The 11,400-nt window shown below is 68.2% G+C and carries 13 protein-coding genes; 2 read left to right on the top strand and 11 right to left on the bottom strand.

From position 1 onward, the window contains the following. Both AC5JJ6_RS23680 and AC5JJ6_RS23675 read right to left on the bottom strand, forming a co-directional pair. A partial coding sequence (locus AC5JJ6_RS23680) for a DODA-type extradiol aromatic ring-opening family dioxygenase (RefSeq protein ID WP_496044413.1) occupies positions 1-407 on the bottom strand: 407 nt, incomplete at its 3' end. 351 nt (positions 408-758) lie between these two features. Beyond that, positions 759-1,049: a YciI family protein gene (locus AC5JJ6_RS23675; protein WP_496044412.1), complete on the bottom strand. Its 291-nt coding sequence runs from the start codon at positions 1,047-1,049 to the stop codon at positions 759-761. 176 nt (positions 1,050-1,225) lie between these two features. On the opposite strand from AC5JJ6_RS23675, the gene AC5JJ6_RS23670 reads away from it, so the two are divergent. Both AC5JJ6_RS23670 and AC5JJ6_RS23665 read left to right on the top strand, forming a co-directional pair. Further along, positions 1,226-1,762 carry a sigma-70 family RNA polymerase sigma factor gene (locus tag AC5JJ6_RS23670; protein ID WP_496044411.1) on the top strand — a complete coding sequence of 179 codons (537 nt, stop codon included), beginning with the start codon at positions 1,226-1,228 and terminating at the stop codon, positions 1,760-1,762. Next, positions 1,759-2,577 (top strand): anti-sigma factor family protein, encoded by an 819-nt coding sequence (locus tag AC5JJ6_RS23665; RefSeq protein WP_496044410.1) that lies wholly within the window; start codon positions 1,759-1,761, stop codon positions 2,575-2,577. The genes AC5JJ6_RS23670 and AC5JJ6_RS23665 overlap by 4 nt, the downstream gene beginning before the upstream one ends. Here AC5JJ6_RS23665 and AC5JJ6_RS23660 read toward each other — a convergent pair. From AC5JJ6_RS23660 to AC5JJ6_RS23620, 9 genes are all read right to left on the bottom strand, one after another. Then, entirely contained in the window at positions 2,541-3,449 is a 909-nt protein-coding gene (locus AC5JJ6_RS23660; protein WP_496044409.1) for a LysR family transcriptional regulator, read from the bottom strand. The genes AC5JJ6_RS23665 and AC5JJ6_RS23660 overlap by 37 nt on opposite strands. A 49-nt stretch (positions 3,450-3,498) precedes the next feature. Further along, positions 3,499-4,506, bottom strand: a complete 1,008-nt coding sequence (locus AC5JJ6_RS23655) for a YeiH family protein (protein WP_496044408.1) — start codon at positions 4,504-4,506, stop codon at positions 3,499-3,501. 85 nt (positions 4,507-4,591) lie between these two features. After that, positions 4,592-4,906 (bottom strand): cupin domain-containing protein, encoded by a 315-nt coding sequence (locus AC5JJ6_RS23650; RefSeq protein ID WP_496044407.1) that lies wholly within the window; start codon positions 4,904-4,906, stop codon positions 4,592-4,594. A 19-nt stretch (positions 4,907-4,925) separates the two neighbouring features. Next, complete coding sequence (locus AC5JJ6_RS23645; RefSeq protein WP_496044406.1) at positions 4,926-5,978, bottom strand: histone deacetylase family protein; 1,053 nt, start codon at positions 5,976-5,978, stop codon at positions 4,926-4,928. A 27-nt stretch (positions 5,979-6,005) separates the two neighbouring features. Then, a complete protein-coding gene (locus tag AC5JJ6_RS23640; protein WP_496044405.1) occupies positions 6,006-7,001 on the bottom strand; it encodes a ketopantoate reductase family protein in 996 nt (331 codons plus the stop codon). Further along, positions 6,998-8,689, bottom strand: coding sequence for an ABC transporter ATP-binding protein (locus tag AC5JJ6_RS23635; protein WP_496044404.1), 1,692 nt, complete (start codon positions 8,687-8,689; stop codon positions 6,998-7,000). Before AC5JJ6_RS23635 ends, AC5JJ6_RS23640 begins: the two co-directional genes overlap by 4 nt. Before the next feature lie 2 nt (positions 8,690-8,691). After that, on the bottom strand, positions 8,692-9,534 hold the full coding sequence (locus tag AC5JJ6_RS23630) for an ABC transporter permease (RefSeq protein WP_496044403.1): 843 nt from the start codon (positions 9,532-9,534) through the stop codon (positions 8,692-8,694). 1 nt (position 9,535) lies between these two features. Beyond that, positions 9,536-10,513, bottom strand: a complete 978-nt coding sequence (locus tag AC5JJ6_RS23625) for an ABC transporter permease (protein WP_496044402.1) — start codon at positions 10,511-10,513, stop codon at positions 9,536-9,538. Between the two features lie 57 nt (positions 10,514-10,570). Next, positions 10,571-11,400: ABC transporter substrate-binding protein (locus AC5JJ6_RS23620; RefSeq protein ID WP_496044401.1), on the bottom strand; the 830-nt coding region annotated here is incomplete at its 5' end.

The raw sequence follows: 11,400 nt of genomic DNA, 5'->3' as shown, positions 1-11,400 counted from the left end.
CGCAGGATCGACAGTTGAGTGACGGGAATGTCGGCCTCCGGGTACATCAGCGAGAGCGGGACCCAGGCGCCATGGTCCAGTCCGCGCCGGGGATCGCGCCGGACGGTTTCGCCCGTCCCGGCCTCCACCAGTTCAGCCGCCCGCTCCGCCAGTTCCGGCGCGCCGGGTGCTGCATAGCGCATCCGGTAAAGCTCGGCGGGAAAGCCCCGGAAATCATGGATCGTCTCGGGGGCGGACGTGGTCCCGACCGTGGGACCGTCCGTTTCCCAATGGGCCGAGACCACCAGGATCGCCTTCGGCCTGCCGAGCCGTTCGCCATAGCCGCGCAGGAACCCGGCCGCCCCGTCCTTCTCCAGCGCCAGCGTAGGGGCACCGTGCGACACGAACAGGCTTGGGAAACGGGACATGGACGGACTCCGGCGATACGGTACGGGACGAGACAGTATTCGCTGAACTATGCACCCGCGCGCCCGGCATCATAATCCGCCGTGCAGTCGGTAGACTGTATATGAAAACGCAACTATCCTTGATCGGAACAGCATGGGTGCCAACTTAGGCCGCCTACCCCATTTTCGTCATACCAAGACTTGATCTTGGTATCTCCTTTCGGAAACTGAGCGGGTGACATCCGGACTTCAGGTTGAAGTCCTCACGTCATTTTACGCCGGGAGACGCCAAGATCAAGTCTTGGCATGACGGTAGAGTGGAGCGTAATGCCCGCGTGACGCGCAGGAACGCTTCAAGTCAGCGCCCTTCGTTCAACCCAAAGGAGCGCACCGGAAGGGCTTGACCTCGATCTTCTGCCAGACGCCTTCGGTAACGTAGGGATCGTTAGCCAGCCACGCGTCCACCGCCTCCCGGTCGGGGAACTCGACGATGCAGGACGACCCGACCATGCGGCCGTCGTCGTCCAGGATGGCGCCTCCCACGATCATGCTGCCATTGGCCTTCATGGCGCGGGCGCCGACCAGATGAGGTTCGCGCGCCGCCATCCTGCGGTCCAGGGCGCCTTCGTCGGTACCGTCGTAGGCTATGATCAGGAACTGCATTTTCTATCGAATCCTTCTGGTTACGGCAGTTGGCGTCATCATCGAATATCGGTCCGCCTGCCCGCCCTGCGCCAGAAAAATGATGGATAGGGTGGAATGTTCGCTCACCTCCGGCGTCCACTGAGTCCGGGCGGGAAATCCGGACGGGTTTACCGGCGGCGCGGAGAAAGTTCGGAATGAATGAGACGGCGGCACTGATAGAGCCGCATATCCCGGCCCTGCGGCGCTATGCCTTCGCCCTGATCCGGGACGACGCCTCGGCGGACGACCTCGTTCAGGACTGCCTGGAGCGGGCCGTCTCCCGCTGGCACCTGCGGCGCGGCGGCGATGTCCGGGCGTGGCTGTTCACGATCCTGCACAACCTGTTCGTCAGCCAGCGCCGCCAGACGCTCCGGCGCGGATTACACCGGACATTGGAGGACGCGGAGCATGAGACAGGCATTCCGGGCGCACAGGAGCACGCCGTCATCCACCGCGACATGCTGCGGGCACTGTCCGCCCTGCCGGAAGAGCAGCAGTCGGTCCTGCTGCTGATCGGGGTGGAAGACCTCTCCTATTCGGAAGCCGCCCGCATCGTCGGCGTACCGGTCGGGACGATCATGTCGAGACTGAGCCGGGGGCGGAACCGGCTGCGCCGCCTCCTGAACGGCGGTTCCTTCAATGAAGAGCGCACCACCAGCGAGCGTCCGGCGACGCTCAGGAGAGTCAAATGACGGCAGGCATGCCGATCGGCGACGACGACCTTCACGGCTATGTCGACCAGCGCCTGACGCTGGAACGGATGGCTGCGGTCGAAGCCTATATCGCGACCCATCCCGATGCCGCCGCCCAGGTCCTTCAGTACCGGGAACAGCGGGATGCTCTGCACTCGGCTCTCCAGCATAAATACGACGAACCCGTCCCGGTCCGGCTGCGGGTTGCCGGAATCCAGGCCGAACGGCGCCGCCGGTGGCGTCGAAGCCTCGGGAGGGTCGCGGCGGCGGGGCTCTGGCTGCTGACCGGTGCGGCGGGAGGCTGGATCGCCAACGAGGAACTGACGGCCACGCCCCCGGGGCGGGTCACGGCGTCAGCCGCATTGCCCGGGAACGCCGTCGCCCAGGGAGCCTTCGCCGCCCACCGCGTCTTCGCCGCCGAGGTCAGGCACCCGGTCGAAGTGGACGTCGCCCAGGAAAAGCACCTTGTCGAGTGGCTGTCGAAGCGCCTTGCCCGCCCCTTGCGGGTCCCGGACCTTTCAGCTCAGGGATACAGGCTGATGGGCGGCCGGCTTCTGCCGGCGTCCGCCGGTCCCGCCGCCCAGCTCATGTACGACGACGGTACGGGACGCCGGCTCACGGTCTACCTGACGGCGGAGGACGGCGGCGAAACCTCGTTCCGCCATGTCCAGGACGGCGACCTCGGCGGCTTCCACTGGCGCGACGCCGGCTTCGGCTATGCGGTGCTGGCGCAGGCCGACCGGCGCGACCTGCTGGCGGCGGCGGAGGCGATCTATCGTCAGACCGGCGATACGGTCCCTGTGTCCGGACGGTAGCCGATCAGCCCCAGCAGCGCTTGGCCGGCCTTGGTTGTGTAGCGCTCCTTGTGGCGCAGCGCCAGGAACCGCCGTTTCGGCAAGGCCGCATCCAGGCGAACCAGCAGCCCGGCCCGGACCGACGGCGCCGACACCAGTCCGGAGATCACGGTGGCGCCTGCTCCGGCCTCCACGGCGCTGCGGACGGCCTCGTTGGACGGCAGTTGAAGCGCCACTTCGAGGCTTTCCGGCGCGATGCCGCCCGCCCTCAGCGCCGATTCGAACATCGCGCGCGTGCCGGAGCCGGGTTCGCGCAGCACCCAGGGCGTTTCCGGAAACGCCGTCAGGTCCACGGCGTCCCGCCCGGCCCAGGGATGTTCCGGAGCGACCACGAGGACCAGATCGTCCTCCGCGATCGCATGGACCGCCAAAGCCGGTTCTTCGACTTCGCCCTCGACGAAGCCGAGATCCGTCCCCCCGTCGCGGACCAGCGCCGCGACCTGTTCGGTGTTGCGGATGGTCAGGTCGAGCGCGATCCCCGGATGGAGCGACCGGAACCGGTGCATGACCGGCGGCAGCCAGTAATTGGCGACGGTCTGGCTGGCGGCCAGGGACAGCACGCCGCGCGTCAGTCCCGCAAGGTCCATCAGGACGGTTTCGGCAGCGGCGGCTTTCGCCAGCACCGCCCGCGCTTCCGTCAGGAACATCCTGCCCGCCTGCGTCAGCTCGATCCTGCGGCCCACCCGGTCGAACAGCCGGGTGGCATAGCGCGCTTCCAGCGCCGCGATGGCGGCGCTGACCGCCGACTGCGTCAGGTTGATGTCGCGCGCGGCGCCGGTGACGTGCTCGCGCTCGGCCACGGCGACGAAAATACGGAGTTGTTCAAGCGTCATGCCCAGGACCTTCGATGCGGCACGACCTTACATCCGTCTTGCCCGGAAATCACAGCGGATGCCCGAGCAGCCGGATCAGGCCCAGGCTGATCGCCGCAAGCGCCAGCAGCGAGACGGTGACCGCCGCCACGACGCGCAGCCCCGCCCTTGCCACCACCCTGATGTCGACACCCAGCCCCAGCGCCGCCATCGACAACGTCGTCAGGGCGCCGGAAACCGCCGCGGCCGGCTCCAGGACCGGTTCCGGCAGCAGCCCGGCGGAGCGAAGCCCCGCCAGCCCCAGGAACCCCACGACGAACCAGGGGACGAGATGGCGAAACGTCGGACGCCCGGTCCCCGCCGTCAGCGACAGGGCAAGCACGACCGGCCCCAGCATCAGCACCCGGACCAGCTTGACCAGCGTGCCGATCTGCACGCTCAGGGCCGCGACCGGACTTGTGGCGGCAAGCACCTGCGGCACGGCATAGACGGTCAAGCCGGCCAGCACGCCGTACTGCGCATCGCTCAGCCCGAATGCCGGCGCCGCCAGCGGCAGCGCCAGGACCACCAGGACCCCAAGGACGGCGGTGAACGCGATCGACGTCGCGACGTCGTCGCCATCGGCGCCGATCACCGGCGCGGTAGCCGCGATGGCGGAGTTGCCGCAGATCGAGTTGCCGCAGGCGATCAGGACGGCGATTCGGTGCCGCAGTCCGAGCATGCGGCCGATGCCGTAACTGACCGCGATGGCGACCGCCACGACGCCCACGATCCCGGCCAGCAGTTCCGGCCCGACCTGAAGGATCGACCCGGCGCCGACCGACGCCCCCAGCAGCATGACCGCGACTTCCAGCAGCGTCCGTGCGCCGAAGTCGATCCCGGCGCACCAGAGCTTGCCGGGAGTCCAGACCGTCCGTACCGCGACGCCGATCAGGATCGCCAGCACCAGCGCCTCCAGCCACGCCCGGCCGAACAGCCACACCTCCACCGCCTGCAAGCCAGTCGCGGCGATGGTGACGCCGGCGCATAGAAGAAGGCCGGGCAGAAGAGCGGAGATGCGGTTGGTGCTGTTGAACATTGGAACGCCTCACGATCCGATAGGCATAACCTGAGCCCGGGGAACCGTTCGTTCCAACGCATTGTATCGCTCGAACCGATCGGTTTTACCGATTGATTGGTTCCAGGAACTCGACCTCCACGAAGATCAGGTCGCCGTCGCCCTCGTTGATCACGTTGTGCGACACCCCGGCGGAGCGGAAATAGCTGCGGCCCGGCTCCAGCTCGGCATGGTTCACCGTGCCGTCCGGCATCTCCAGCCGCATGCGGCTGCTGGTGACGGGAACGATCACGTAGTCGTATTCGTGGGTGTGGGCGCCCGTCTCGGCTCCGGGCGCGAAGCGCCATTCGGTGACGCGGGTGCGGCCGTTCTCGATATGCTGGTGCGGCGTCGCCTTGGGGCGGCTGGAAGCGTCGGTCATGATGTTTGGGATCTCCGGTTCAGCGGGTGGACACGGCTTCGAAACCGTTCAGGAAGCTGGTCAGGTTGGCGGCGAGGTGATCGACGGCGTAGCCGCCTTCCTGGACGACGACGGTCGGCAGGCCGGCTTCGGCGACGGTGCGGCCAAGCCTGCCGAAACCCGGCGTCGTGACGCCGAAGGCGACCAGCGGGTCGTCCTTGAAGGTGTCGAACCCGAGCGACAGCACCATCAGCGACGGCGCGAAGCGGCCGATCGACGCCAGCCCGCCCCGTACAGCCGCAAGGAAGCCGTCTTCCGAGGTCCCGAGCGGCAGCGGCATGTTGAGGTTGAAACCTTCGCCGCGTCCGGCGCCGCGCTCATGCGCATATCCCGCCATGAAGGGATAGAATTCGCTCGGATCGGCATGGATCGACACGACGAAAACGTCGTCGCGCTCCCAGAAGACCGCCTGGGTGCCGTTGCCGTGGTGGACATCGACGTCGAACACAGCGACGCGCGGCGGCAGCCCACGGCCCGCCAGCAGCCGAAGCGCCTCCTGCGCCGCGATGGCGGCGTGGTTCAGGTAGCAGAAGCCCCCCGCCATGTCGCGTCCGGCATGGTGGCCGGGCGGCCGGCATAGGGCATAGGCCGCCGGCCCCTCGCCCGACGCCACGGCACGCGCCGCCGCCACGGCGCAGTCGGACGCCGCCCTTGTCGCGGCCCAGGTCCCCTCCGCGATGGGACAGGCGGTGTCGCTCATATGATATCCCGCCTGCCCCACGACGCTGGCCGGGTACGACAGCATGTCCGGCCCGCGATGGACGTTGGGGATCACGGCGGAGGACGCGTCCGGCAGCGTCACCCAGCGCGCATGCGCGGTCTCCAGGAACGCCAGGTATTCCGGGGAATGAACGGCGGCCCGCGCCGCCGGTCCGGCATCCGGAGCCATCTCGACCCGGTCGCCGCGCCGGTTCAGGGCGTCGAGCACCGCCGTCACGCGCTCCGGCTTCTCCGGCACCGGCTTGGGCTGCCCGCGTACGAGGAACTGCGGCGGCCGGTGCAGCATGGTGTCGGGATGGTGGAAACAGCGCATCGAAGCTCTCCATTGTCGTAACTGTCGTCAGGCCGCCAGCCCGGCGGAACCGCTGCCCCGATGCCGGGCCTTCATGTCCACCAGGGCCGCGACCGCTTCCACCGTCGGAGTCGGTACGCCGACCAGCGCTCCCAGTTCGGCGACCGAGCGGACGACGGCTTCGACCTCCAGCCGCTTTCCGGCCTCCATATCCTGGAGCATGCTGGTGCGGAAGTCGCCGACGCCGGCGGCTGCCGCGATCCGCGCCTCGATATCCACCGTGAAGGTGATCCCAAGACGCTCCGCCACCGCCCGCGCCTCCACCATCAGCGTCCGGGCGACGGCACGCGTGCCGGGATCGACGCAGAGCGCCCCCGGGGTGGCGCCGGTCAGGGCGCTCAGCGGATTGAAGGCGAGGCTGCCCCACAGCCTGGTCCAGATATCGGCGCGGATGTCCAGGCTGCCGCGCGCCTGGAAGCCGGCAAGGCCGAACAGCTCGACCACGCTTTCCACCGCCGCCGTCCTGCGGCCCAGCGGATCGCCGAAGACGAAACGCTGGTCGTCCACATGGCGGATGCGCCCGACTCCGTCGGCTTCGACCGATACCCAGGTGACCGCGCCGACCAGCCGGTCCGACGGGATGGACCGCCACAACGTGCCGTCGGGGTCCACCGCCTTCAGGCGGTAGGATTCCAGCGGTTCGGGCTGGCCCAGGGGATACCACCACGGGATGCCGTTGATCATCGGCACGACAGCCGTTTCCGGCCCCATGAGACTGGACAGCGTATCCAGCGCGCCTCCCAGGGCATGGGCCTTGACGCACAGGAAGACCGCGTCCTGCGTACCCGCCGACAATGCGTCGTCGGTCACCCTGACCGGCACGCGGGAAACGCGGCCCAGGGGAGTGACCATCGTGATGCCGTCGTGGGATATCGCCTCCGCCGCCCTGGCGCGGGCGATCAGCGTCACCCCGGCGGGCGTCCGGGTCAGGCGCGCCGCCAGCAGGCAGCCGACCGCGCCGGCCCCGACGATGGCGACCTTCATGCGACTGCACCCCCCCGGCCGGCGAGCCCGGACGTGCCGGTCCGAAGCCCTTCCGGGATCTCCCAGCCCTTGCCGGGGATCGCGTCGAGCAGGGTGCGCGTATAGGCGTGCTGGGGGTTCTGGAAGACCTCGCGAGCCGTGTTCATCTCCACGACCCGGCCGCGCTGCATCACCGCTATCGTGTCGCAGACCTGGGCCGCCACCCGCAGGTCGTGGGTGATGAACAGCATGGCGAGGCCGAAGCGGTGCCGGATGTCCTCCAGCAGGTCGAGCACCTGACGCTGGACCGACACGTCCAGCGCCGACACCGGCTCGTCGGCGATGATCAGCTTCGGCTCCAGCGCCAGCGCGCGGGCGATGGAGATGCGCTGGCGCTGGCCGCCGGAGAACTCGTGCGGGTAGCGGTCCGCCGCGCTCTCGGGCAATCCGACCAGCCGCAGCAGCTCGCGTGCCCGCGCCGCCGCCTTGGACCGCGGCTCGCCGAACGCGACCGGCCCCTGGGCGATGATATCGGCCACCTTGTGGCGCGGGTTGAGCGAGGCGTAGGGGTCCTGGAAGATCATCTGGATGTCTTTCCGGAACGGCCGGAACTGGCTGCGGCTCAACGCCGCCAGATCCTGCCCCTGGAACAGGATGCGCCCGCCGTCTGTCTTATTCAGCCCGACGATGCAGCGGCCCAGGGTCGATTTGCCGGACCCGCTCTCCCCGACCACGCCCAGCGTTTCGCCGGGATGGATGGTCAGGCTGATATCGTCGCCGGCCACCAGCTCCCGGCCCTTGCGGAACAGGCCGCCTCCGAGATGAAAGACCTTCCGGACCTTCTCCGCCTTCAGCAGCGCGTCGCCCCTTTTCAGGAAATCGCCGCGGTGCTCGATATAGTGCGGAACGGCGGCGATGAGCTGGCGGGTATAGGGATGCCGGGGCTGGTTGAGCACCTGCGCCGCCGGACCCGCCTCGACGCAGCGGCCGTGCTGCATGACGGCGACGTTGGTCGCGATCTCCGCCACCACGCCGAAGTCGTGGGTGATGAACATGACGCCCATCCGGCGTTCCGCCTGGATCGTGCGGATCAGGCCCAGGATCTGCTTCTGCGTCGTCACGTCCAGGGCGGTCGTCGGTTCGTCCGCGATCAGGATGTCGGGTTCCAGCGCCAGCGCCATGGCGATCATGACCCGCTGCCGCTGCCCGCCCGACAGCCGGAACGGATAGCTGCGCCTCAGGCTTTCCGGATCGGGCAGGCCCACGTCCGTCAGCAACTCCATCACGCGGGCGCGCCGGGCCGCCTTGTTCCCGTAGGATCGCTCCATCGACGAGTGCGCCTTCAGGCTCTCCTCGATCTGGTCGCCGACCCGCATCAGCGGGTTGAGCGCCGTCATCGGTTCCTGGAAGATCATCGCGATCCGGCCGCCGCGCAGGCCGCGCTGCTCCGCACCGCCCATGGTCAGGATATCGCGCCCCCGATAGGCGATCTCGCCGCCGGTGACCCGGACATGCGGCCTGGGCAGCAGCCCCATGACGGCATGCGCGGTCATCGACTTGCCGGACCCGGATTCGCCGACGACGCACAGGATCTCGTTGCGGGCGATCCGCAGGCTGACGCTCTCGACCGCGTTGGGGCGCTCGGCCCCCTGCGGCAGGGCGACGGTCAGGTCGCGGACGTCGAGCAGGATATCGCTGCCGTTCTCCATCGTCACGCCCTCCCCTTGCGCGCCAGTTTCGGGTTGAGGGCGTCGTTCAGCCCCTCGCCGACCAGGTTGAGCGCCAGCACGGTCAGCAGGATCGCGATGCCGGGGAAGAAGCTCATCCACCACGCCTGCCGGATCACGGTGCGGGCGGCCCCGATCATGTAGCCCCAGCTCATGACGTTGGGATCGCCGAGGCCCAGGAAGCTGAGCGAGCTTTCCAGCAGGATCGCGGTCGCGACGGTCAGCGAGGCCGAGACGATGATCGGCGACAGGCTGTTGGGCAGGATCTGGCGCAGGATGATCGTGCCGGTCCCCTGCCCGGTGGTGATCGCCGCCTGCACGAACTCCCGCGAGCGCAGCGCCATGAACTCGCCGCGCGCCAGCCGGGCCAGCGGCGGCCAGCTCACCACCGCTATCGCCATCGTGATGTTGGCGATGCTGGGCGTGAAGATCGCGACCAGCACGACCGCCAGCACGAAGTTGGGGATCGTCTGGAACAGCTCGGTGAAGCGCATGATCGCATCGTCGACGACCCCGCCGTGATAGCCGGCAACGGCGCCCAGCGTCACGCCGATCAGCAAGGCGACCGCCGTCGAACTCAGCCCGATCAGCAGCGACACCCGCGCGCCGTGGACGATGCCCACCGCGATGTCGCGTCCCAGCGTGTCGGATCCCAGCAGCGCGTCTTCCGACAGCGGCGGCTGGAACGGCATCGCCGCCATGTCCCACGGGCTTTGCGGATAGATCAGGTTGGCGAAGACTGTCGCCAGCACGACCAGCGCCAGGATCGCCAGCCCGGCGACGGCCCCCCGGTTGCGCGCGAAGGCCTTCCAGAAGTCACGGCTCATGTCAGGCCACCTCGATGCGGGGATCGACCAGCGAATAGACCAGGTCGGTGACGATGTTGAAGACGATCACCATCACCGAGGTCACGAAGAAGATGCCCAGCAGCACCTGGTAATCGCGCTGAAGCACGGCGTCGAAGGCCAGCCTGCCGATGCCGGGCCACGCGAACACCGTCTCGATCAGGATCGACCCGCCGATCAGATGCCCGGCCTGAATGCCGGCGAAGGTGATGACCGGCAGGATGGCGTTGCGCAGCACGTGGCGAAAGACGATGCGCGCCTCCGTCAGCCCCTTGGCCCGCGCCGTCTTGACGAAGTCCATGTCGCGCACCTCCAGGATGGAGGCGCGGGTCAGCCGGGCGTAGACCGCCATGTAGAACAGCCCCAGCGTCACCGCCGGCAGGATCAGGTGCGCGCCGATATCGGTCACCCGGTCCCAGCCCTCGTAGCCGCCGCCCACCGTCTCGTAGCCGAAGGCCGGCAGCCAGCCCAGCTGCACCGAGAACAGCAGGATCAGCATCAGCCCGACCCAGTAGATCGGTGTCGCGTAGCTGAGCAGGGCCAGCACCGTGATCGCGCTGTCGGACCAGGTGCCGGCCCTCATCGCCGCCAGCGTGCCGAGCAGCACCCCCGCCGTCAGCGCCAGGACGAAGGCGAAGCCGGTCAGGACGAGGGTCGGCGGCAGCCTTTCCCCGATTAGGTCCCAGACCGGCCGCTGCTGCCGGTAAGAATAGCCGAGGTCCCCCGTCGCCACGTCGGCCAGATAAATGCCGAGCTGCTCGTGGATCGGCCGGTTGAGGCCGAACTGCTCGCGCAATTGCTCGACATATTGCTGGTCGGCGGCCCCCGCTTCCCCGGCCATCACCATGGCCGGGTCGCCCGGTGCGGCGCGGACGAGCATGAAGTTGATCACCACGATGGCGAACAGGATGAAGACGGACTTGATCAGCCGCCTTCCCAGGAACGATGCGATGGCGGCCATGGCCGTTCAGCCCTTTCGCCGGGAATGGTTTCATGCGGGCGGTTTACGCCCCAAGCGTCACTTCTTCTTTTCGACCCAGACGTCGGCGAAGTTCTCCGACGTGCCGATCGCCGTCGTCACGGCGTTGTGGACCCGCTTGCTGACGAAGGTCGGGAACTCCATCTCCAGCAGCCAGATCACCGGCACGTCGTCGACCAGGATCTTCTGGGCCTGTCCCAGCTGCCCGGCGCGCTTGGCCGGATCGTTCTCGACGGCGGCCTTGGCGAACAGCGCGTCCAGCTCCGGGTTCGAATAGCCCATGGTGTTGGAGAACATGACGCCCTTGCGGATGTTCTCGGTCGTGTAGGTCCGGGCGACGCCCAGCGACGGGTCGCCGTACTGGTAGACGAAGTTGTTGGTCGCCTGATAGTCCCAGTTGGAGACCTTCTGGACCCAGCCGGCGACGTCGGTGCTGGCAAGGTTCACCTTGACGCCGATCTTGCCCCAGGACTGCTTGATGTACTCGGCGGCCCGTGCCCAGGTCTCGCCATAGGGCATCGGCGTCAGGGTGATCTCGGCCCGCGTGCCGCCGCTGCCCGCCTTCAGCCCCATCTCGTCCAGCAGCGCCTTGGCCTTGTCCGGATCGTAGGCGTACTTCGTGACATCCGCTTCGTAGTTGGGAGTGACCGAGTTGACCGGGCCGGTCGCGACGCGCCCCAGGCCGAACCAGATCCGGTCGCGGATGAACTGCCGGTCCAGCCCGTACATCAGCGCCTGCCGGAAGCGCTTGTCGTTGAGCGGCGCCTCGCGGGTGTTCAGCTCGATCCATGACAGCGGGGCCACGAACTCGTAACCCTTGGTCGTCATCGTCAGGTGCGGAAGGGCCTTCAGCCGCTGCACGTCGAACG

This window comes from Skermanella sp. (genome assembly GCF_059503625.1).
The sequence above is the reverse complement of the archived record's forward strand: the minus strand, read 5'-3'. Positions and strand labels throughout refer to the sequence as shown.